16 protein-coding genes are annotated in these 21,677 nt (G+C 74.0%); 7 read left to right on the top strand and 9 right to left on the bottom strand.

Annotation, left to right across the window (positions count from 1 at the left end):
• Positions 1-11 precede the first annotated feature (11 nt).
• Positions 12-2,513, bottom strand: coding sequence for an Ig-like domain-containing protein (locus BLU82_RS04310; protein ID WP_092616064.1), 2,502 nt, complete (start codon positions 2,511-2,513; stop codon positions 12-14).
• Between the two features lie 160 nt (positions 2,514-2,673).
• On the opposite strand from BLU82_RS04310, the gene BLU82_RS04305 reads away from it, so the two are divergent.
• The 4 genes from BLU82_RS04305 (at position 2,674) to BLU82_RS04290 (ending at position 6,224) form a co-directional block, all read left to right on the top strand.
• The gene (locus tag BLU82_RS04305) at positions 2,674-3,522 is read left to right on the top strand and encodes a MurR/RpiR family transcriptional regulator (protein WP_172885528.1); all 849 of its coding nucleotides are present in this window, start codon (positions 2,674-2,676) and stop codon (positions 3,520-3,522) included.
• Positions 3,523-3,548: 26 nt separating this feature from the next.
• Positions 3,549-5,426, top strand: a complete 1,878-nt coding sequence (glgB, locus tag BLU82_RS04300) for a 1,4-alpha-glucan branching protein GlgB (RefSeq protein WP_092616058.1) — start codon at positions 3,549-3,551, stop codon at positions 5,424-5,426.
• Between the two features lie 17 nt (positions 5,427-5,443).
• The gene (locus tag BLU82_RS04295) at positions 5,444-5,650 is read left to right on the top strand and encodes a hypothetical protein (protein ID WP_092616055.1); all 207 of its coding nucleotides are present in this window, start codon (positions 5,444-5,446) and stop codon (positions 5,648-5,650) included.
• A 190-nt stretch (positions 5,651-5,840) separates the two neighbouring features.
• The gene (locus BLU82_RS04290) at positions 5,841-6,224 is read left to right on the top strand and encodes a hypothetical protein (protein WP_092616052.1); all 384 of its coding nucleotides are present in this window, start codon (positions 5,841-5,843) and stop codon (positions 6,222-6,224) included.
• A gap of 219 nt (positions 6,225-6,443) precedes the next feature.
• Here the strand turns inward: BLU82_RS04290 and BLU82_RS04285 are convergent, their stop codons facing one another.
• Positions 6,444-9,200: a S8 family serine peptidase gene (locus BLU82_RS04285; protein WP_092616049.1), complete on the bottom strand. Its 2,757-nt coding sequence runs from the start codon at positions 9,198-9,200 to the stop codon at positions 6,444-6,446.
• A 238-nt stretch (positions 9,201-9,438) separates the two neighbouring features.
• On the opposite strand from BLU82_RS04285, the gene BLU82_RS04280 reads away from it, so the two are divergent.
• The 3 genes from BLU82_RS04280 to BLU82_RS04270 all read left to right on the top strand — a co-directional run bounded on the left by BLU82_RS04280 (position 9,439) and on the right by BLU82_RS04270 (position 13,534).
• Complete coding sequence (locus BLU82_RS04280) at positions 9,439-11,967, top strand: M14 family zinc carboxypeptidase (RefSeq protein ID WP_092616045.1); 2,529 nt, start codon at positions 9,439-9,441, stop codon at positions 11,965-11,967.
• A gap of 75 nt (positions 11,968-12,042) precedes the next feature.
• Positions 12,043-12,921, top strand: coding sequence for an oxidoreductase (locus BLU82_RS04275; RefSeq protein WP_092616042.1), 879 nt, complete (start codon positions 12,043-12,045; stop codon positions 12,919-12,921).
• A gap of 22 nt (positions 12,922-12,943) precedes the next feature.
• Positions 12,944-13,534, top strand: a complete 591-nt coding sequence (locus tag BLU82_RS04270; RefSeq protein WP_172885527.1) for a TetR/AcrR family transcriptional regulator — start codon at positions 12,944-12,946, stop codon at positions 13,532-13,534.
• 126 nt (positions 13,535-13,660) lie between these two features.
• Here the strand turns inward: BLU82_RS04270 and BLU82_RS04265 are convergent, their stop codons facing one another.
• The 7 genes from BLU82_RS04265 to BLU82_RS04235 are packed head-to-tail and all read right to left on the bottom strand — an operon-like array spanning position 13,661 to position 21,662.
• Positions 13,661-14,416, bottom strand: a complete 756-nt coding sequence (locus tag BLU82_RS04265; RefSeq protein ID WP_197682736.1) for a putative protein N(5)-glutamine methyltransferase — start codon at positions 14,414-14,416, stop codon at positions 13,661-13,663.
• A 9-nt stretch (positions 14,417-14,425) separates the two neighbouring features.
• Entirely contained in the window at positions 14,426-15,238 is an 813-nt protein-coding gene (locus BLU82_RS04260; protein ID WP_092616036.1) for a CoA ester lyase, read from the bottom strand.
• Positions 15,235-16,422, bottom strand: a complete 1,188-nt coding sequence (locus BLU82_RS04255; RefSeq protein ID WP_092616033.1) for a CaiB/BaiF CoA-transferase family protein — start codon at positions 16,420-16,422, stop codon at positions 15,235-15,237. The genes BLU82_RS04260 and BLU82_RS04255 overlap by 4 nt, the downstream gene beginning before the upstream one ends.
• Positions 16,419-18,335: an SUMF1/EgtB/PvdO family nonheme iron enzyme gene (locus BLU82_RS04250; protein ID WP_092616030.1), complete on the bottom strand. Its 1,917-nt coding sequence runs from the start codon at positions 18,333-18,335 to the stop codon at positions 16,419-16,421. The genes BLU82_RS04255 and BLU82_RS04250 overlap by 4 nt, the downstream gene beginning before the upstream one ends.
• A complete protein-coding gene (gene rbsK / locus BLU82_RS04245) occupies positions 18,335-19,222 on the bottom strand; it encodes a ribokinase (RefSeq protein ID WP_092616027.1) in 888 nt (295 codons plus the stop codon). Before rbsK ends, BLU82_RS04250 begins: the two co-directional genes overlap by 1 nt.
• Positions 19,219-20,556, bottom strand: a complete 1,338-nt coding sequence (locus BLU82_RS04240; protein WP_092616024.1) for an ADP-ribosylglycohydrolase family protein — start codon at positions 20,554-20,556, stop codon at positions 19,219-19,221. The genes rbsK and BLU82_RS04240 overlap by 4 nt, the downstream gene beginning before the upstream one ends.
• Positions 20,556-21,662, bottom strand: coding sequence for an ADP-ribosylglycohydrolase family protein (locus BLU82_RS04235; protein WP_092625431.1), 1,107 nt, complete (start codon positions 21,660-21,662; stop codon positions 20,556-20,558). The genes BLU82_RS04240 and BLU82_RS04235 overlap by 1 nt, the downstream gene beginning before the upstream one ends.
• Positions 21,663-21,677: the final 15 nt, after the last annotated feature.

Genomic DNA, 21,677 nt, shown 5'->3' with positions numbered 1-21,677 from the left:
AGGGCGCGGCTCTAGAGCCAGAGCGTGTCGTCGTACGGGAAGGACAGCACTCGAATGAGGTGGGCGGCGGCGAACCCGAGCGCCACGTGGTTGCCGGCGAGTTCGGCGTCGTCGAACCGGTCGACGAAGTGCGCGGCGAGGTCGGGCTGGCCGGTGGTCAGCCCGGACATCGCCCACCACAGGTACATCTGGGTGTCGTTGATATGGGTCGGGCGGGTGTCGTCGCTTTCGACGTCGAACTGCTGGACCAGCCGGCGCAGCAGGGCGGCGTCGCCGTCGCCGGGCTGTCCCGGGCCGCCGCCGATCACGCCGAGCGGCAGCACGTTGGACAGCGCGTCCGGGTACCAGGTGACCAGCGGACCGGTCGGCTGGACCTCCCAGGTCGGCCGGGTGATCGCGACCCCGTAGTCCTCGGTGGCGTCGCGCAGGTAGGCGTGCCGGATGCCGTACTGGGTGCGTCCGGCGAGCGCCGTGGCGACCCTGGCGGTCGCCGCGTCCCCGGCGGCGCCGGCCAGCCAGGCCATCGCCTGCAGGCCGAACCACGTCTCGGAGTTGTCCTGGATGAACTGCACCGGGTAGCCGGGCCTGACCTCGGTCTGCCCGTTCGACACGTAGGTGCCGTTGAGGGCGCCGAACACCCGCTGGGCGATCGGGAACCACCGGTCCAGAGCGGCGTCGTGGGCGGCCCGGCTCTCCTGCACCTGAACGAGGTGCATGAGCAGCAGCAGGTACGTGGAGGCGTACGAGTCGACCGAGTCCGCGGTCAGCGTGTCGGTCAGGTCCGGCCACGTCCCGGAGAAGTCGTTCATGCTGCCGTCCGGGTTCAGGTGGTCGCGGTACCAGACGGCGTACAGCTGGGCGCCGTCGAGGTAGCGCTGGTCGCGGGTGAGCTCGTACGCGCGGACGAGGCCCAGCGCGGCGAAGGTGCTGAAGTAGCCCACGTACCGGGTGGAGTTGAGGCCCTCGGGGCCGACCGGGATGCTGCCGTCCGGGTTCTGGGTGGTGAGGATGTGATCGGCGAGGTCGCGGATGCGCTGCCGGTCGGCGGCCGGCACGTCGTCGAGCCGCGGCCGCTGTTCGCCGGCCTGGCTCGGCGGCAGCACCTCGAAGGCGGCCGGGTCGGAGCCGACCCGCACGCGGTCGATGCTGAACCGGGCGTCACCGCCGGTCGCGGTGGCCAGCTTGAGCTCCATCGAGGCCAGCGGAAAGCCGGCCAGCGACCGTGACACGTCCGGGACGGCCACGCTCACCGTGGCCCACTCGCCGGTGCGCACCTCGCCGGCGGCCAGGCTGACCTGCTTGCTCCGTCCGTCGGACGAGGTGAGCATGACCTGGAGCTCCGCGGGCGCGGCGGTGCCGGTGACGAAGTAGGAGAAGCTGATCACGCTGTTCTCGTCGACCACCGGGAGCGGGTGGATGTGCGAGAGCACGAACGGCTGTGCGGGGTCCGACGCACTCGCGGTGAGCGCCTGACCGGGCGCGAGCGCCGGGTCGGCGGTGAGGGTCTGGGTGGCTGCCCCCGCGGCGTTGGTGTAAAGCCGCCAGTCGCCGATCTCGGTGAGATCGTCAGCGAAGGACTGCTCGGCCGACGTCATCCGGGAGCCGGTGGCGAACGTCGTCGTCACCGGCGCCGCGAGAGCGGGGCCGCCGAGGCTGCGGATGCCGTCGACGCGCACCGTGTAGGTCGTGCCGGGCAGCAGCGGGCGGTCCGGGACGAAGACGACCGCCCGGGCGCCGGACAGGTGGCGCACCGCTCCGGCGACCGGCTGGGCGCTCCGGCCCCGCACGACGGTGACGTTCTGGTCGACGACCGAGGCCGGGTCCAGCGGCTGGTCGAAGAAGACGGTGACCACCCGGTCGCGGCCGACGGCGGTGGCGCCGGGTGCGGGACTCGCCGCCAGCAGCTCGGGCGCCGGCACCACGACCGGGACGCCGTTGCGCACCTCGACGTCGTCGAGGGTGAACGAGGACCGGCCGGCGGCGGGGTCGGTGATCGCCTTGATCACGACCGTGGTGATCGTCGCTCCGGCCAGCTCCGGTGCGACGTCGGTGAACCGGACGCTGACCTGCTGCCAGGCGCCCAGCCGCACGACGTCGGGCAGCAGCGTGCTGTAGACCTTGGCCGGCGTGTGCAGTTCGACCGACAGGCCCCGGTAGGTCGCGTCGCCGCCCGCGTAGTACCAGAACGACAGCACGCTGGAGTTCTCGGCGACGGACAGGCCGGACCGGATCGCCGCGACGCCGATCTCGCTCTGGCCGGGGTTCGCGCCCGCGCCCATCGTCAGCGCCGCGGACCCGCTGCGGACGGGGTCGGCGACGAGGTCGAACGTCGGGCCGGTTCCGTTGCTGTAGAGCGTCCAGTCGTTGCCGGCTTCGAAGCCGTCACTGAGGACGACCTCCTCCTCCGCGTGCGCCGGCGTGGTCACGCCGGCTCCCGGCAGGAGTGCTGCCAGCAGCCCGATGATCACCGGGATGACGGCGCGGCGGTAGGCGCGTAGGCGATGCGAACTCATCGGCGACCTGCCTTCGTGGCACGGGGGTTGTGGGTGGCGGCCCGCTTCGGACCAGCGCGAATGCGGCAAGTCTCCACACCGCCGCAGACCGTGTCAAGAGGCAAGTTCGTCATCACTTCAAATGGGAGATGAAGAAAATTTTCGCTCTATACTCAGTCCCATGGCATCTGCCGGCCCCGCAGCCACCTCCCGCGGCCCACGTCAGCTCGCGTTCCTCGCCGACCGCCTGCCGTCGATGTCGGCGGCCGAGCGCAAGATCACCGACGTGCTCACCAGATCGCCCGACGACGCCATCAGCATGTCGATCACCGAGCTCGCCGATCGCGCCGGCGTCAGCGAGGCGACGATCAGCCGCTACTGCCGCCGGCTGCAGTTCAAGGGCTACCAGGACCTGCGCATCCGCATCGCCCGCGAGCTCGCCGCCGAGGAGGCCAGCGCGGGCGGCAGCGCCGAGAACGGCATCGAGCTCGCCGCCTCGACCAGCGCGGACCTGCTGAACCGTACGGCACGGCTACTCGATCCGGCCAAGGTGGATCGCGCGGCCGACGCCATCAGCGCGGCACGCCGGGTCGTCTGCGTCGGGCTCGGAGCCTCCGGGATCGCCGCGCAGGCCGCCGCGCACCACCTGCTCGGCATCGGGGTCCGGGCCGAGTCGCACGCCGACCTCCACGTGCTGCTCGGCGCCACGGCGCTGCTCGACTCGTCGGACGTCGTGCTGGCGTTCAGCCGGACCGGCAGCGCGAAGGACGTCACGGCCTGCGTCCGCCTGGCGCACGCTCAGGGCGCGACCGTGATCTCGGTGACCAACGCGTCGCGCTCGCCGGTCGCCAAGCTCTCCGACATCGTGCTCCAGGTCGCGAGCGAGGGCACCATCGGCACCCTCGACTCCGTCCTGGTGCAGGTGTTCGTCCTCGAGATCCTGATGCGTGGCTGCTTGGAACGGCTCGGGCCGGCCGCCGAGCTCGCCGCGGCCCGCGTGTCCGAGGTGATCATGGGTCGCCTCTACTGAACCGCTGCGGCCGATAGGCTCGGCGGATGATCGGCGCAGAGCGGCTCCTGGGCGAGGTCGACCTCCACCTCATCGGTGAGGGCCGGCACGAGCGGCTCTGGGAGGTGCTGGGCGCCCGGGTCGTCACCATCGACGGCATCGCGGGCACCGCGTTCACCGTGTGGGCGCCGAACGCGCGGCTGGTCCAGGTGGCCGGCGAGTTCAACGGCTGGGACGGCGGCCGGCACAGCATGACGCGCCTGAGCGGCGGCGTGTGGGGGCTGTTCGTGCCGGGCGTCGGCGACGGCGCGCTGTACAAGTTCAAGGTGCATGGCGCCGACGGCCACTGGCGCGACAAGGCCGACCCCATGGCGTTCCGCACCGAGGTGCCGCCCGCGCAGGCGTCGATCGTGCACGAGTCGCGCCACGCGTGGAACGACGAGGCGTGGCTGGCCCGGCGGCCCGCGTCGGCGCACGCGCACCCGATGTCGGTGTACGAGGTGCACCTGGGGTCGTGGCGGCGCGGTCGCTCGTACCGTGAGCTGGCCGTCGAGCTGGCGGAGTACGTCACCGAGCTGGGCTTCACCCACGTCGAGTTCCTGCCCGTCGCCGAGCACCCGTTCGGCGGCTCGTGGGGCTACCAGGTGACGTCGTACTACGCGCCGACGGCCCGGTTCGGCCACCCCGACGACTTCAAGTTCCTCGTCGACACCCTGCACCAGGCCGGCATCGGCGTGCTGCTCGACTGGGTGCCGGCGCACTTCCCCCGCGACGACTGGGCGCTGGCCCGGTTCGACGGCACGCCGCTCTACGAGCACGCCGACCCCCGCCGCGGCGAGCACCCCGACTGGGGCACGTACGTCTTCGACTTCGGCCGCCCCGAGGTGCGCAACTTCCTCGTCGCCAACGCCCTCTACTGGCTGACCGAGTACCACATCGACGGCCTGCGCGTCGACGCCGTCGCGTCCATGCTGTACCTCGACTACTCCCGCGCCGAGGGGGCGTGGCTGCCCAACGTGCACGGCGGCCGCGAGAACCTCGACGCCATCGCGTTCCTGCAGGAGACCAACGCCACGGCGTACCGGTCGGTGCCCGGCATCGTGTCCGTCGCCGAAGAGTCCACCGCCTGGCCCGGCGTCACCCGTCCCACCCATCTCGGCGGCCTCGGGTTCGGGCTGAAGTGGAACATGGGCTGGATGCACGACTCGCTGGCGTACCTGTCGCGCGACCCGATCCACCGGCAGTACCACCACCATCAGCTGACGTTCTCGATGATGTACGCGTTCAGCGAGAACTTCGTCCTCCCCCTCTCCCACGACGAGGTCGTGCACGGCAAGGGGTCGCTGCTCGGCAAGCTGCCCGGCGACCGGTGGCAGCAGCTGGCCACGCTGCGCGCGTTCTACGCCTACATGTGGGCGCACCCGGGCAAGCAGCTGCTGTTCATGGGTGGTGAACTGGCCCAGGAGTCCGAGTGGGCCGAGGGCCGCGAGCTCGAGTGGTGGCTGCTGGAGCGGCCGGGGCACGCGGGGGTGCAGCGGCTGGTCACCGACCTCAACGCGGCGTACCGGGCCGCGCCGGAGCTGTGGGCGCTCGACTCCGACCCGGCCGGCTTCGAGTGGATCGACGCCAACGACGCTACCGGCAACGTGCTCTCGTTCCTGCGCCACGGCCCCGACGGGGAGGTGCTGGCGTGCGTCGCGAACTTCAACGCGCGGCCGCACGAGGGCTACCGGCTGGGGCTGCCGCAGGCGGGGCCGTGGCAGGAGGTCATGAACACCGACGCCGCGCTCTACGGCGGTTCGGACGTCGGCAACCTCGGCCGGGTCGTCGCGGTCGACGAACCCTGGCACGGCCGCCCGGCGTCTGCGGTGCTGCGGGTGCCGCCGCTGGGCACCCTCTGGCTGCGCCCTGCGCCGACCCACTGACGTGTCAGCATGGCCAGATGACCGGCCGCCGCATCCATGTGCGCAACGTCCCCGAGGACACCCATGCCACCTTGCGCGCCCGTGCCGCAGCGGAGGACATGTCGGTCGCGGCCTACGTGCGGCGACTCATCCGTGAGGACGCCGAGCGCCCGGCGATGACCGCGGGCGTCCTCGTCGACGCCTGGACTCCGCATGCGGGCCAGCCTGAACGCTACTCCTGGTGACCTCCAACTCGCTGCGGGTCAGGTGCCGTTCGTCAGGGGCAGAGTGACGTTCAGCGAGTCGTCGGCATCGACGCATTCTCCGCGCAACGAGCGGCTTTTCCCCGGCGCCAACCTGGGAGGGTCGTTCAACATCTCTGATGTGTCCGGCCCAGCCGCTAGCTTGGGTCGATCGGCATGAGCTGGGGGCGTCATGAAGCGGGCACTCGTGGTGTTGGCATGCTTGCTGGTGGCTGGTGCGTTCGGTGCCGGTGGGTACGTGATTCACGAGCAGCAACAGCAAATCGATGACCTGTCAGCCACCGTGCACGACCTGGATGAGTCGAGCCACGGCAAGGCCGAGGTCGGCCAGGTCGACACACTCCGGCAAGAGACCACAGACGCCTTCCAGGTCACATTGACGCGGATCGAGGCTTTGGAGACTCAGGTCGGCGATGACATCTTCTCGACGGCGCTGCCCGGTGAAGGTCTGGAGGAACGCCTTACCGGGGTCGAGCAAGATCTGAGAAGCGTTGAGCGCCGAGTACAGAGCGCCTGTACTGCGCTGACCTTGGCGCAGATCTTCCCGGCCTGCTAACTCGCCCCTTCCGTGGACGAAGTCCGGCTGTCCCTTCCAGAGGCATCGAGTCCGGCTCTGCCAGTCGTCCCACGCAGGCCGGTTGCCTGTGAACCGCCCATCTTCTTCAACGCCTACGACGGCGCCTACGTAGCGTTCCTCCCACGCCGTCCGACGCCGGATGCGGCCGGGCGCCGCCACCCCGGGTGAGGGGTGACGGCGCCCGTCGGTGCCGGCCGGCTAGGAGCGGTCGACGACGATGGCTGGGGAGTCCCAGGTCTCGACGTGGTCCGGGTTGGCGGGGTCGCCGAGCGGCTTGGTGGCCGTCAGGCGGAGGACGTAGCGGCCGTCGGGCACGGGGACGCGCCGGTCGGTGCCGCTGCCGCGCGGACGCATGCCGTCCCAGGTGTAGGCGTTGAACGCGGTCGCCGCGCTGCTGCGGCCGACGAAGTCCTCGGAGAGGACGGTGTTCAGGCGGCCGCCCGCATAGGGGCGCCCCGCCGTGCCGTCGGCCTTGGCGTGGAACAGCTGCACCGACACGTTCTGCGCCGCGTGCTCCAGGTGCGCGATGACGACCGGGTAGTCGCCCTCGGTCATGGAGAACGTCGCGCCCTCGGGCAGCAGGTCGTACTCGCCGCCCATCGTGCAGTTGACGCCGACGTAGCGCTCGCACGCCGTGACATCGCCCAGCGCGGGCAGCCCGAACCCGGCGTCGGTGAGGACCGGCAGCTGCTGGTAGTCGCCGACGAAGCCGGCGAACGGCACCCGCAGCGGCTGGCCCTCGGCCGGGGTCAGGACGACCCAGCCGCCGTACTGGCCGAGGTCCGGCTCGGCCGGCGCGGTCACCGTCACGTCCACCGTCGCGGACGAACCGGCCGGCACCGTCACCGACGGCGCCGAGAACGCGACGGAAGCGCCACCTTCGAAGAACTCCGGGTTGTTCGGCGCGCCCGCCGTGGTGATGCCGTCGGCGTGCGACAGCTCGTACGTCACGTCCTCGTCGCCGTCGTTCGTCAGCGTGAGCGTGCGCACAGCCGGGCCGGCCTCGCTCTCACCGAGCGACAGCTTGCCCGGTGCCACCGCGACCGGCGCGAGGATCGCGTCGTCGATGTCGAGCATGCCCGCGCCCTGACGGTGCGCCGGCTCGACGTACCCGGCGCCCGGCACCAGCGACCAGTCGGCCGGGTCGGCGCTGTTCTGCAGCACGTCGCGGACCTCCTCGGGGCTGAGCGACGGGTGCGCCTGCAGCAGCAGCGCGACCGCGCCGGCGACGTGCGGCGACGCCATCGAGGTGCCGGAGATGACGGCGTAGCCGTCGCCCTCGAGCGGGTAGGTCGAACGGATCAGCCCGCCCGGAGCGCCGAGGTCCGGCTTCAGCGACAGGTCCGACGCCATGCCGTAGGAGCTGAACGACGAGATCAGCCCGCCGGTCGAGTTCTCGACGGTGGTGGTTTCGTCGGTCCAGGTCAGCGTCGTGGCGCCGGCGGCGATGCGACCGTCCAGCTCGATGCCGGTCTCCTGGTCGACGGCGACGACGGGGATGGTGATCGGCGGGTCGGCCGGGGTCGGCGGCGCCACCGTCGGCGCGAACGCGCCGGGCACGTTGTTGTAGAGGACGACGGCGGACGCGCCGGCCTGCTGGGCGTTGTGCGCCTTCTCGTAGAACGGGCAGGTGCCCCGCTCGATCAGCGCGACGGTGCCGGTCAGGTCGGGCAGCGCCCCGGCCGCCGTGCACCCGTCCTGGGTGGAGTCGGGCGTGCCGGTGCGCGACAGCGGGACGTCGCCGGACGTCGGTGCGCTGGGCGCGCCGCTCGCCTCGGCGTAGCCGACCTCGCGGCCGTCCGGGCTGACGGTGAACATGCGCGCGTCGTACTCGGTGTTGTCGAACGACGCGACGCCGATGACCTTGTCGCCGACACCCGGCGCTCCCGCGGACCAGGTGCCGGACGTGCCGTTGTTGCCGATCGAGGCGACCACCACGACGCCGTCGTCGACCAGCGCGTCGCTGGCCGTCGCCGTCGGGTACTCCGGCCAGGTGACGAAGCCGGCGCCGAGGCTCATGTTGACGACGTCCATGTCGTCGGCGTGCGCCCGCTCGAGCGCGGCCAGGATGATGTCGGACGTCGTCGAGCCGCCGCAGCCGAACACCCGGTACGCGCCGAACTCGACGTCCGGCGCCACACCGGTGACGCCGCCGGCCGCGCTGTCGCCGCTCGCGCCGACGATGCCGGCGACGTGACTGCCGTGTCCATTGCAGTCGTCCGGGTTGTCGTCGGGGCTGGGGACGGGCTGGTAGGCGGCGGAGGTGTCGTCGGCGTTGTAGTCGTCGCCGACGAAGTCGTAGCCGGCCACGACGCGGCCGGTCGGGAACGCCGTCTCACCGGGCGTACCGCCGCCACCGAGATCCGGGTGGTCGATGTCGATGCCGGTGTCGACGATGCCGACCCTGAGGCCGTCGCCGGTGAAGCCCAGCTCGCTCTGCGCGATGTCGGCGCCGGTCATGCCGAGCGCGGAGTCCATGGCGGGCTCGGACGTCGCCGGGTCGGGCGCGTCGACGGTGACGACGGGGTACACCGCGGCGACCTCGGCCGAGCCGGCCAGCCGGCTGATGTCGGCGTCGGACGCCGTGACCGACAGGCCGTTCCACAGCCGGTCGTAGGTGTAGCGGACCTCCACGTCGGCGCCCAGCGCGTCGGCCTCGGCGAGGACGCGGTCCTGCTGGCGCTGCGCCGTGGCGCTGCTGCCGCCGTCGGCGACCGGCTTCGCGGTCAGCTCGACGAACCACGCGCCGGTCGGCTCGTGCGTCAGCTCGTCGCTGGGCTCGGGCAGCCCGGCCAGCTCGGCGAGGGTGCCGAGGTAGCCGTCGCTCGCGGGCGCAGCGGTGCCGGCGGCGACGGTGCCGAGCGTCCCGGCGGCCAGCGCCACCGCGGCGGTCGCGGCGAGTCCGGCGCGCCGGGTGACGGCCCGCCTCCCCGGCGCTCTCGATGGTCGTGTCATCGGCGCTCCTCGTTCAGTCGTACGGCATGACAAGGCCCCGCCGGTCGGACGGGGTTGCCCCGTAACCTATGGCCGATATCGCCTCGATTGGAAGCTTTGACGGCAAGTCGGCCCGCCTTGTCACTCTGAATCAGGAGAAATCACCACGGATCCCGCTCCCCGCAGCTCTTGTCACCGCCTGCCGGGAGACGACAGGATGACCAGACCCTCAGCCCGCCACGTCCCAAGGGGCCGCCTCATGTGGACTCGCTCGCTGCCCGCCGGCCTCGCCGGACTCGTGCTGACGGTGTCGGTGGCGCTGTCCGCCCCGGCCGCTCCCGACGACGGCGCCCTGGCCCCGGCGCAGCGCACCCCCGAGGACCGCACGCAGGCGTCGGAGCTGACGCCGTCGCTCGGCACGACGGACGCGGCGACGCTGCTGTCGACGCTCGCCGCCGCTCCGACCCAGCTGCCCGGGCAGCCGCACGACGACGTCATCGTCGACGTGCCGGAGAACCCCGGCGACGCGTCGATCCCGCTGAACCTGACGCCGTACCACGCCATCGCGCCGGCGCTGCGGGCGCTGCAGGAGAGCGAGCGCGTCAGCGTCGAGATCATCGGGCAGTCCGCGCTCGGCCGCGACCTGCACCTCGTCGTCGTCACCACCCCGATGAGCGACGCCGAGTGGGCGGAGTGGCAGCGGCTGTCCGACCTGCGCAGCGCCGACCCCGACGCCGCCATCGCCGCCATGGAGGCCGGCGAGTACGACGACTGGAAGTCGCCGCTGTTCGTCAACAGCAACATCCACGGCAACGAGTGGGAGGGCACCGACGCGACGCTGCAGGTGCTCGACGAGCTGGCGTTCTCGCCCGACCCCGAGGTCACCGAGCTGCTCGACCAGCACGTCATCGCGATGGTCGTCACGAACAACCCGGACGGCCGCGTCGCCGGCACCCGCGCCAACGGCAACGGGTTCGACATCAACCGCGACTACATCACGGCCTCGCAGCCCGAGTCGCGCGCCGTCCGCGCCCAGCTGATCCGCTACGACCCGCTGACCATGCTGGACGAGCACGGCTACACCGACACGACGCTGATCGAACCGACCACCGGGCCACACGGCGAGAACTACGAGTACGACCTCTACATCCGGCAGGCCATCCGCAACGGCCTGGCCATGGAGGAGGCGGTGCTCGCGCTCGGCGAGCCGCTGGTGACCGAGGTGAACATCCCATTCCGCAACCAGACCGACGGCTGGGACGACTGGCCGCCGATCTTCACGCCGATGTACGCGATGCTGCACGGTGCCGTCGGGCACACCGTCGAGATCCCGCTGGACCCGCGCGATCCGCGCCTGCCGGTGCAGACCCGGCACGAGTACACCCGCGTCAACACCGCCGTCTCGCGCGCCACCATCGAGGCGAACTTCGCGTGGGCGCACGAGAACCGGATGAGCCTGCTCGCCGACCAGCTGGAGATCTTCCGGCGCGGCGAGGCCGGCGAGTCGTCGCGGCCGATCGACGACGACCTCGCCCTGTCGCTCGCGCTCGGCGACAACGGGAAGACGTTCCTGCAGGACTACCCGCGGGCCTACGTCATTCCGGCCGAGCGGCGCGGAGACGCGGCCGCCGCGCGACTGGCGCAGTTCCTCCTCGACAACGACGTCGAGGTGCACCAGGCGCGGCGGCCGTTCACCGCCGGCGACGCCACCTACCCGGCCGGCTCCTACGTCGTCGACCTGCACCAGGCCAAGCGCGGCCTGGCCAGCACGATCCTCGACGTCGGCCGCGACGTCACGACGAACTTCCCCACCATGTACGACATCTCGGCGTGGAGCCAGGCGTACCTGTGGGGCGCGGACGTCGCGACGGTGCCCGCCGGGTCGTCGCTGGACGCCCGCGCGCTATCGGCGATCTCGGCCGTGGCGCCGACGGGGTACGTGCCGCCGGGGCGGCCGGCGCACTACGGGTTCGCCGCCGGCACGCTGGCCGGGATCCGCGCGGTGAACGCGTTCGTCGACGCCGGCGTCCCGGTGCGGCGGACGGCGTCCGGGGTCTTCGCGGTGCCCGGCTCGGCCCGCTCGCTCGTCGAGGACGCGGCGGCGACGTACGGCATCGCGTTCTCCGCGGTCGGCGCGGCGGCCCTTCGGGGCGCCGTCCCGGTGGACGTCGCGTCCGTCGGCACCAGCGCGCCGGCCGACGAGCTGCACGCGCTGGCCCGCATGGGCTTCGCCACGACGAACGTCAATGCGGCCGGGTTCAACGCCGGGACGTACGCGTTCGCCGACTTCGACGCCCTGTACGTCTCGACCACCGGGTTCGACCCGCGGCAGCTGGACGCGGAGCGGCAGGCGGCGTTCGCGGCCTGGCGCGCGGCCGGCGGCACGATCGTCGGGCGCGGCGCCGGCGGCTGGACGTTCAGCGACCGCGCCGGGCTCCTCGACGTCGGGCTGGTCGACCCGCGCGAGTGGAACTCCGCCAACGGCATCGTCGCGGTGACGAACGACCCCGCCTCGCCCGTCACCGGCACGGCGTCGCCGTCGTCGTTCGTCAGCAACCCGCAGCACTTCACCGGCCTCGGCGCGGGCGTGCGCGTCGACCAGAGCCTCGGCGGCGAGGGCTTCTTCCTGGCCGGTCACTGGATCGGGCACGAGGCCGTCGCCGGTCAGCCGGTCGTCGTCAGCGGCGTGGCCGGCGGCGCCGACGTCACGCTGTTCGCCACCGAGCCGCTCTACCGCTCGCATCCGGAAGGGCTGTTCCCGCAGGTCGCGAACGCGCTCTGGCAGTAGTCCCGCGGGGAGTCGCCGCCGCGCTGCGGAGGTGGCGACTCCCCGTCTCTTCGAGCCGATGTTAGAGTCTCTTACATGCCTTCCTCCCTCTCCGGACGAGTCGCCGTCGTCACCGGCGGCAACAGCGGCATCGGCCTCGAGGCCGCCCGCGCCTTCGCCGCCGCCGGCGCCCACACCGTCCTGGCCTGCCGCAACCGCGCGAAGGCGGAGGCCGTGGCCGCCGAGCTGCCCGGGTCCGCCGAGGCGCTGGAGCTCGACCTCGCCGACCTCGCGTCCGTGCGAGCGTTCGCGGCCGCGGCGGCCAGCCGGTTCGACCACGTCGACCTGCTGATCAACAACGCCGGCATCATGGCGGCGCCACGGCGCCTCACGACCGACGGCTTCGAGCTGCACTTCGGCGTCAACCACCTGGGCCACTTCGCGCTGACCGGGCTGCTGTGGCCATTGCTTGCGCCGGACGCCCGAGTCGTCACCGTCAGCAGCGGCGGGCACCGGCGCAACGCGCTCGCCTTCGACGACCTGGCCCTCGACCGCGGCTACAACCGGTGGACGGCGTACGGGCGGTCGAAACTGGCCAACCTGCTGTTCGCGTACGAGCTGGACCGCCGGGCGAAGCGAGCCGGCCTGGACGTCGTCTCCGTCGCCTGCCATCCGGGCGTGGCGAGGTCGAACCTGACGTCGACCGGCCCGGCGGTCGGCGGCGAGCGACCTCCGTGGTGGCTGCGGCTGGCGTACGTGGCGGCGCAGCCGGCGGCCGCCGGGGCGAAGCCGACGGTGTTCGCGGCGCTGGATCCGTCCGTCCGCGGCGGCGAGTGCGTCGGGCCGACCGGGTTCGCGCAGTCCCGCGGGCGGCCCGGGTTCGTGTCGACCAGCCCGCAGTCGCACGACCCCGAGGCTGCGGCCCGGCTGTGGTCGGTGTCGGAGCAACTGACCGGCGTGCGTCTGCTCGCCTGAGCGGCCGCCTACGCTGATGCGCGTGCCGGAACGGACGAGGAAGGGCTACCACCACGGCGGCCTGCGCGAGGCGATGGTCGACGCCACCGTCGAGCTGATCGCCGAACGCGGCCTGCACGGCTTCTCGATCTCCGAGGCGGCGCGCCGGGTCGGCGTCACCTCCGCGGCGCCGTACCGGCACTTCGCCGACCGCGACGAACTGCTCGCGGCGGCGGCGATCCGGGCGGCCGGGTTCCTGACGGCGGCGCTGCGGGCGACGCCCGAGGGCGGGCCGCCCGCCGATCGGCTGGCCGCGGCGGCGGGCGCGTACGTCCGGTTCGCCGACGGCCACCGGGCGCTGTTCCGGACGCTGGTGTCGTCCGGACTGGACAAGGCGGCGCACCCGGACCTGCAGCGGGCGGCCGAGCCGATCGTGGCGGCGTTCGTGGCGCCGGCCGCCGAGCTGCTCGGCCGGGACGGCGAGCCGCTCGCGCTCGCCGTGGCGGCGACCGCTCAGGGATACGCGACGCTGCTCCTGGACGGCGCCTGGGGCGACGACGAGACCGCGGCCGAGACGGCGGCGGAGCAGGCCCGCGTGGCGGCTCGGGCGCTGGCGGCCGGCTGGCCACGCTGACCCACGCGCCCGCCGGTGACCTGCCCGAGCTCCGTCGGACCGCCGGTTCGGTACCCGCCCGGCTGGGAGGGCACCCACCCTACGGGCGGGCACCGACAACGCCGCTCGCTCGAACCCGGCCGGCCCTCAGCGCCCGGTCACGACGGCCGCGTCGTCGTCGTGGTGCTGCCGCGCGCTCAGCCCGGCCGCGGTGACGGCGTCGGCGGCGGCCGGCGCCTGGGCGGCGCTCAGCTCGATCAGCAGGACGCCGCTGCCGGCGCGCAGCCAGTCCGGCGCCCCGGCGGCGATGCGGCGGGCGAGGTCGAGCCCGTCGCCGCCGCCGTCGAGGGCGGTGCGCGGCTCGTGGTCGCGGGCCTCGGGCGGCATCAGCGCGATGGCCGCGGTCGGCACGTACGGCGGGCTGGCCAGCAGCACGTCCACCCGGCCCCGCAGCTCCCCCGGCAGGGCGTCGTAGAGGTCGCCCTGGTGGACGTGGCCGGCCGGTTCGACGTTGCGGCGGGCGTACGCGACCGCGTCCGGGTCGACGTCGGCCGCGTGCAGCTCCACGCCGTCGATCCCGTGCACCACGGCGAGCCCCAGCGCCCCCGTCCCGCACCCGAGGTCGACCACCACCGCGCCCGGCCGCACCCGCTCCCGCGCGAGGCCGACCAGCAGCTCGCTGCGGTGCCGCGGCACGAACACCCCCGGCCCGACGGCGACGCGCAGCCCGGCGAACGCGGCCCAGCCCAGCACGTGCTCGAGCGGCTCGCCCGCGACCCGCCGGGCCACCATCGCCTCGGCCTCGGCCGGGGTGCGCGCGGTCTCGGTGATCAGCCGCGCCTCGTCCTCCGCGAACACACACCCCGCGCCACGCAACCGCGCGACGACGCCGTCGTCCAGCACACCGCCACCCTAGTCGGCGAGGGCGAGCACCCGGCGGGCCTGGTCGACCATGGCGACGTCGACGAAGCGGCCGCCGGCGAGGACGGCGACGCCGGAGCCGGAGGCCGCCGCGGCCTCGACCGCGGCGACCACCTCGGCCGCGTGGGCGACCTCGTCCGGCGACGGGCGGAAGGCGGCCTCGATGACGGGTAGCTGCTTGGGGTGGATCGCGGCCCGCCCGACGAAGCCGAGCGCGCGCCCGGCCCGGCACGACGCGGCCAGCCCGTCGTCGTCGCGCAGGTCGGTCCAGACGGCCATCGCCGGCGGCGCCAGCCCGGCCGCCCGCGCCGCGACCACCAGCCGCTGCCGGCACCACGCCAGCCCGTCCGGGCCGGAAACGCCCAGGTCGGAGGCGAGGTCGGCCTCGCCCAGCCCGATCGACGCCACGCCGGGCGCCGACGCGACGGCGTACGCCGCCTCGACCCCGGCCGCCGTCTCCAGCAGCACGTGCACCGGCCGCGGCCCGGCCACCGACCGCACGGCCGCGACGTCCGCCGCGGACGCCACCTTCGGCACCCGCACCCCCACCGACGGCGGCAGCGCGGCGACCATGGCGAGGTCGTCGCCGCCCCACGGCGTCGAGGGCGCGTTGACGCGCACCTGCACGGCCCGGTCCGGGCCGGCCTCCGCCAGCACCGCCGCGGCCGACGCCCGGGCGGCCGCCTTCGCCGACGGCGCCACCGCGTCCTCCAGGTCGAGGATCACCACGTCGGCCGCCGACGCGAGCGCCTTCGCCGCGCGGTCCGGCCGGTCGGCGGGCACGTAGAGCAGCGTCAGGTTCATACGACGCCCTCCGCCCGCAGCGACGCGATGTCGTCGGCCGAGTACCCCAGTTCGGCCAGGACGGCGGACGTGTCGGCGCCGTGCGCCCGCCCGGTCCACCGCACCGTCCCGGGCGTCTCGGAGAGCCGGAACAGCACGTTCTGCATCGCGACCTCGCCGAGGTCGTCGTCGGGCAGCCGCAGCACGGTCCCCAGCGCGTCCAGCTGCGGGTCGGCGACGATGTCAGACGCGTCGTAGACGGGCGCGACCGCGGCCTCGGCGGCCTCGAACTCCGCGACCACCTCGTCCCGGGACCGCTTCGCCACCCACGCCCCGACGGCGGCGTCCAGCTCCTCGACGTGCGCCGCCCGGCCGGCGCCGGTCGCGAACCACGGCTCGTCGACGACCTCGGGCCGCCCGACCAGCCGCATGACCCGCTCGGCGATGCTCTGCGAGCTGGTCGACACCGCGACCCAGCGGCCGTCGGAGGTGCGGTAGGTGTTGCGCGGCGCGTTGTTCGCCGACCGGTTGCCGGTGCGCGGCTGCACCGTCCCGAGCTGGTCCCACCGGGTGAGCTGCGGCCCGAGCACGGACAGCATCGGCTCGACGATCGCGAGGTCGACGACCTGGCCGCGCCCGCTCGCCGCCCGGGCGTGCAGCGCGGACGTGACCGCGAACGCCGTCGCCAGCGCCGTGATGCCGTCGGCCAGCCCGAACGGCGGCAGCGTCGGCGGGCCGTCGGGCTCGCCGGTCATCGCGGCGAACCCGCTCATCGCCTCGGCCAGCGTGCCGAACCCGGGCCGCCGCCGGTACGGGCCGACCTGCCCGAACCCGGTGACCCGCGCCAGGATCAGCCCCGGGTTCTCCTCGGCGAGGACGTCGTAGCCGAGGTTCCACCGCTCCAGCGTGTCCGGCCGGAAGTTCTCGATGACGACGTCCGACTCGCGGGCCAGCCGCCGGAACACCTCCTGGCCGCGCTCGTGCGACAGGTCCAGCGTCATCGTCTGCTTGTTCCGGCCGAGCGTCTTCCACCACAGGTTCTGGCCGTCCTTCGCCGGCCCGTGCCCGCGGGACGGGTCCGGGCGGCGCGGGTGCTCGACCTTGACGACGTCGGCGCCCATGTCGCCCAGGTGCATCGCGGCGATCGGCCCGGCGAACAGCGTCGCGGCGTCGACGACGCGCAGTCCCGCCAGCGGCCCGCTCACGCCGTCACCCCGACCGCGCAGCGGAACCCGACGGACGGCGAGCGGTCCAGCCCCGCGCCCATGAGCAGGTACTTCGCCGAGAAGTCCGGCGCGCGGCGGCCGCCGTCGAAGTACCAGTCCGAGCCGGTCGGCGCCCAGTCGGAGCCGCCCTTGAGCACGACGAACCGGGTGCGGCCGTCGGTGTGCTCGCTCTCGGTGAGGTTCCAGACGGCGGGCGTGCCGCGCTCCAGCAGCCCGGCCTCGGCCGCGACCTGCCACTCGTCCTCGGTCGGCAGCCGCCGCCCGGCCCACGCGGCGTACGCGCGGGCGTCGGCGAGGTCGACGTACGTGACGGGGTCCGCGCCGCGCCGCTCATCCCAGTGCGCCAGGAACCGCTCCGGGCGCCGCGGCCGGTAGCCGGTGGCGGCGAGGAACGCGGCGAACTCGTCGTTGGTCACCTCGGTCCGGCCGACGGCGAACGGCGCGAGCTCGGCGCGGCGGTGCGCGGTGCCGTCGGCGTGCAGCCGGGGCGGCAGCGGCTTCCACTCGTCGACGTACGGGGCCTCGTCGTAGAGGCCGGTCTCGCGGATCCGGTACCGGACGACGAGGTCGTAGCGGCCGCCGTCCACCCGGGCCAGGCCGGGCGGCGTCTCGGCGACGGTCAGCCCCGCCGCGGGGACGCGGACGGCCGGCCGGCGCGGGAACGTCGTGTCCGGCGACACGGCGACGGAGCCCGGCGCGACGTCCGCCGCCAGCACCGCCGCGACGCCGCCGGCCGGAAGCCGGCCGCCGATCACCGTCCGCCCGTCGTCGTCCTTCGTCACCGACAGCACCGCACCGGTCGTGAGCTCGGTGAACGGGCCCGGCACGTCGACCGCCAGCCATGGCCCGGACCAGTCGGTGTCGCTCCGGTTGACCACGGTCCACAATCCGACGCCGTCGTGCACCCACCGCGACGCGTACACCGGGGCGCCGCCGCCGGGGTGGTCGGCCAGCGGCGTCCAGTCCTCGGCCTGCAGCCAGTCGCGGTAGTCGCGCTGCACCCGTCGCATCGAGCGCAGCAGCGACCGGTCCCGCGCGCTCCAGCCCACCCAGACGCCGAACACCGTCTCCCACACCAGCACGCCGGAGCCGTTCAGCCAGGCCGACTGCAGCTCGTCCAGGTGACTGTGGTTCCAGCGGCGGGTGTGGTGCAGCACGTGCCGCCGTTCGAACCAGGTCGCGCGCAGCACGCCCGGCACCGGCGAGTCGGCGAACCACTGCGCCCACGACATCGTGTGGTCGTGCACGCGGGCCAGCGGCAGCCGCGACTCGCCCTCCATCGACAACTCCGGCCGCAGCGCGTCCAGCCCGGCCCGGACCTCGGCCGAGCCCTCCTTCGAGCTGTCCAGGAAGACGCCGTCGGCGCCCAGCCGCTCGACCAGTGCGACGACCTGTTGTGGGTCGGACCGCTCCCACGGGTAGTACGACACGAACACCCGCACCCCGGCGGCCTGGAAGGCGGCGACGACGGACGGCAGCTCGGGCACGTCGAAGAAGGCGAACTGGTCGCGCTCGTCGATGCCCTCGTTCGGGTACGCGTGCCAGAGCACGACACCGTCGAGGCCGCCGAACTCGCGCGTCGCCGCGGCCAGGTAGCCGTCGACGTCGAACCCGCCGGTCGCGTGGTCGTACAGCAGCTCGTCCCAGAGCCAGGCCAGCGCGACGACGAAGCCGTCGGTCCGCTCCACGTCGTAGCGAGAGCCGTCATACCCGACGCGCTCGCGCGCCTCCGAGCGCCAGCGCTTGAGCGCCGCCCGCCAGGCCGGCCAGTCCGCCGGGTCGTCCGGCGCGGCGAAGATCTTCGCCTCGTCCAGCATCGACAGGTCGGCGTCCGGGTCCAGCGGCACCGTCGCGGGACGGTCGATCGGGCGGGGCACGTACGGGGTGAACATCAGGCCTCCGCCAGGAACGCGTCGATCTCGGCCCGGTCCGGCATCGACGACGACGCGCCCGGCCGCCGCACCGACAGCGCGGCCGCCGCCGACGCCCGTCGCAGCGCTCCGGCCCAGTCCAGGCCCTCGGCCAGGCCGACGGCGAGCACCCCGGCGAAGGTGTCGCCGGCCGCCGTCGTGTCGACCGCCTCGACCTGGAACGCGGGCACCCGCGTCTCCTCGCCCGCCCGGACCCGCAGCGCACCGCGCGCCCCGAGCGTCACGACGACGTCGCCGCCGCCCGCCGCCAGCGACCGGGCCGCCTCGACCGGATCCGCGACGCCGGCCAGCAGCGCCGCCTCGTGCTCGTTCGGCACCAGGACGTCGACCGCGGCCAGCAGGTCCGCCGGCAGCGGCACCGCGGGCGCCGGGGTCAGCACCACCCGCACGCCGCGGTCCCGCGCATGGCGCGCTGCTGCGGTGACCAGCGGCAACGGGAGCTCCAGCTGCAGCATCAGCAGGTCCGCGGCGTCGACGGCGGCCCGGTGCGCGTCGGTCAGCTCCGTCACCGTCCCGTTCGCGCCCGGCACCACGACGATGGAGTTGTCGCCGGTCGCGTCGACGGTGATGTGCGCGGTCCCGGTCGGCCGGTCGGCCACCGCCAGCCCGGACACGTCGATCCCGGCATCGGCCAGCAGCGCCGTGATGCGCCGGCCGAAGTCGTCGTCGCCCACGGCGCCGAGGAACGCGACGTCGCCGCCGGCCCGCGCGGCCGCCAGCGCCTGGTTCGCGCCCTTGCCACCGGGGACGGTGCTGAAGTCGCGGCCGGTGACGGTCTCGCCGCGGCCCGGCGCGCGGTCGACGGTCGCGACGAGGTCCATGTTCGCGCTGCCCAGGACGACGATCATCGGGCGCTCACCGCCATCGTCCTGCGGGCGAGCTCGTCGAAGCCGATGCCGTCGAAGCCGGCCAGCGTGGTGCCGACGCGGTTGCGCAACGGCGCGGTCCATCGCTGCGGCAGAGCGGCCACGCCGGTCAGCCCGCCGACGATCGAGCCGACGGTGGCGCCGTTGGAGTCGGTGTCCCAGCCGCCGCTGACGACGGCGGTGATGGATCGCTCGTAGTCGCCGCCGCCGTGCACCAGCGCGGCCACCACCAGCGCGGCGTTGTTCAGCACGTGCACCCAGTGCAGGTGCCCGTAGCGTGCCTCGATCGCGTCGACGACGGCCTCCCAGTCCGGTACCGTCGCGGCGGTCTCGCGGGCGAACCGGACCGCTTCGGCGTAGCGCGACTGCTCGGGGACGACGGACAGGCCGGCATCGATCACCTCGTCCACCGTCGCCGCGACCAGCGACGCCGCGCACGCCGCGGCCGCGAACAGCTCGCCGTACACGCCGTTGCGGGTGTGGCTGACGACGGCGTCGCGCCAGGCCAGTTCGGCCGCGCCAGCGGGGTCGCCGGGGCGGGCCCAGCCGAACACGTCGCCGCGGATCTGCGCGCCGATCCAGTCGCGGAACGGGTTGCGCACCGTCGCGGTGGCCGGCGGCAGGTGCCCGAGCAGCAGGTTGCGGTAGGCGACCCGCTCGGCGGTGAACACCCGTCCGGCGGGCAGTTCGGCCAGCCAGCTCTGGGCGACGTCCTCGGTGGTGAAGCCGGCGCCGTGGGTCTCCAGCAGCGCGAGGTTGAGCATCGGGAAGTTGAGGTCGTCGTCCTCGGGCATGCCGTCGATGTTCTCGGCCAGGCTGGTCGTCGCGCTGCGGCGGTTCCACGGGTGGCGGGCGGCGACGTCGTCGGGCAGGCCGACGGCGGTGAACCAGTCGTCGAGCGGCCAGCGGCCGGTCGCCTCGAGGATCTCCCGGATCCCGGCCCGCGAGATCTTCTCCACCGGCTTGCCGAGCAGGCAGCCGGCGGCGCGGCCCAGCCAGGCGCCGTGGACGCGGCCGGCGTCGGCGGTTTCGCGGGGCGCGGCCGACGGCCAGCCCGCGCGCAGGTCGTCCAGGGCGGTCGGCTCGGCCGCGTCGTGGGGCGACGGCCGTGCGTCGAGCTCGTCCAGCAGCTCGGCGGCCAGTGTCCGCAGCTCCGGCGGCGCGGGGGCCTCGGAGGCGCCCGACCGCACCGGCGCGTCGTCGCCGCCGGCCGCCGTCCACCGGGCCCGCAGGTCGGCGACGTCGACGCCGTCCTCGTCGGCCTGGGCGAACGCGTGCCCGACCAGGTCCTCGGGCTGGATCCAGGTGAGCCGCATCAGGCCAGCCCGCCGAACGCCTCGTCGACGGCCGCCCGCCGGGCCGCGTCGGACGCTCGCACCCGCGCCGTCACCGCCGCCAGTCGCTCGCCCGGCCCGGTGAGGTCTACCCGGCTGGCGGTCGCGACCGCGCCGACCAGCTCGGCCGGGACGGCCGCCGCGCCGCCCAGCGCGCCGGCGATGGCGCCGGCCATCGACGCGATCGAGTCGGAGTCGCGGCCGTAGTTGACGCCGCCGATGACGGCGTCGTGCCAGTCGCCCCCGGCGATCGCGAGGAAGCCCAGCGCGACCGGCAGTTCCTCGATGGTGTGCACGCGGCTCGGGCGGCGGGCGCCGAGGCCCTGGTTGCGGTAGTCGTCGCCGACGGTGTCGTACGGGGCGACGGCGGCGCGCAGCTTGCCCGACTCGACCGCCTCGCTCCAGTGCCCGATCGACGCCGCCGTCTCCAGCACCGCCTCGATCCCGGCCTTCGTCCCGTCCTTCGCCAGCCGCACCGCCGCCGCCAGTACGTCGTCGACCGTCGCACCGGGCGCCGCGGCCGCGGCCACGCAGGCGGCCATGACGCCGGCCGCCTCGCGCCCGTACGACGACTGGTGCGCGCCGGCGACGTCGATGGCCTCGGCGTAGGCGGCGTCCGGGTCGGCGGCGTTGACGATGCCGATCGGCGCGATGTACATGGCCGCGCCGCAGTTCACCGCGTTGCCGACGCCGGCCTCGCGCGGGTCGGCGTGGCCCCAGTGCAGCCGCAGCGCCATGAACTTCTCCGCCAGGAAGACCCGCTGCAGCGGCAGCGCCTCGGCCTCGAGCTCGGGGATCCAGACCTTGCGGCCGATCATCAGCGGCACCAGCCGCTCGGCGACGTCGTACGCCGTCAGGTGCGCCCCGGCCTGCTCGTACACGTCGACCACCAGGTGCGTCATCAGGGTGTCGTCGGTGACGTGGCCGTCGCCCTTGTGGTACGGCGCGATGGGCCGCGCCGTGCGCCAGTCCTCGTAGTACGGCGGCACGATGCCCTCGACCCAGCCGCCCCACCGGTCCCGGATCTGCTGCGGCGACCAGCCCTCCGTCGCACCACCGAGCGCGTCGCCGACGGCGGCTCCCGTCATGCATCCGACCGCGGT

Source organism: Jiangella sp. DSM 45060 (genome assembly GCF_900105175.1).
Taxonomy (GTDB): domain Bacteria; phylum Actinomycetota; class Actinomycetes; order Jiangellales; family Jiangellaceae; genus Jiangella.
The sequence above is the reverse complement of the archived record's forward strand: the minus strand, read 5'-3'. Positions and strand labels throughout refer to the sequence as shown.

Coding starts and splice junctions, on each gene's coding strand:
- BLU82_RS04280 (WP_092616045.1), top strand. CDS start 9,439: ATGTGGACTCGCTCGCTGCCCGCCGGCCTCGCCGGACTCGTGCTGACG.
- rbsK (WP_092616027.1), bottom strand. CDS start 19,222: ATGATCGTCGTCCTGGGCAGCGCGAACATGGACCTCGTCGCGACCGTC.
- BLU82_RS04305 (WP_172885528.1), top strand. CDS start 2,674: ATGGCATCTGCCGGCCCCGCAGCCACCTCCCGCGGCCCACGTCAGCTC.
- BLU82_RS04310 (WP_092616064.1), bottom strand. CDS start 2,513: ATGAGTTCGCATCGCCTACGCGCCTACCGCCGCGCCGTCATCCCGGTG.
- BLU82_RS04285 (WP_092616049.1), bottom strand. CDS start 9,200: ATGACACGACCATCGAGAGCGCCGGGGAGGCGGGCCGTCACCCGGCGC.
- BLU82_RS04290 (WP_092616052.1), top strand. CDS start 5,841: ATGAAGCGGGCACTCGTGGTGTTGGCATGCTTGCTGGTGGCTGGTGCG.
- BLU82_RS04275 (WP_092616042.1), top strand. CDS start 12,043: ATGCCTTCCTCCCTCTCCGGACGAGTCGCCGTCGTCACCGGCGGCAAC.
- BLU82_RS04260 (WP_092616036.1), bottom strand. CDS start 15,238: ATGAACCTGACGCTGCTCTACGTGCCCGCCGACCGGCCGGACCGCGCG.
- BLU82_RS04295 (WP_092616055.1), top strand. CDS start 5,444: ATGACCGGCCGCCGCATCCATGTGCGCAACGTCCCCGAGGACACCCAT.
- glgB (WP_092616058.1), top strand. CDS start 3,549: ATGATCGGCGCAGAGCGGCTCCTGGGCGAGGTCGACCTCCACCTCATC.
- BLU82_RS04250 (WP_092616030.1), bottom strand. CDS start 18,335: ATGTTCACCCCGTACGTGCCCCGCCCGATCGACCGTCCCGCGACGGTG.
- BLU82_RS04240 (WP_092616024.1), bottom strand. CDS start 20,556: ATGCGGCTCACCTGGATCCAGCCCGAGGACCTGGTCGGGCACGCGTTC.
- BLU82_RS04235 (WP_092625431.1), bottom strand. CDS start 21,662: ATGACGGGAGCCGCCGTCGGCGACGCGCTCGGTGGTGCGACGGAGGGC.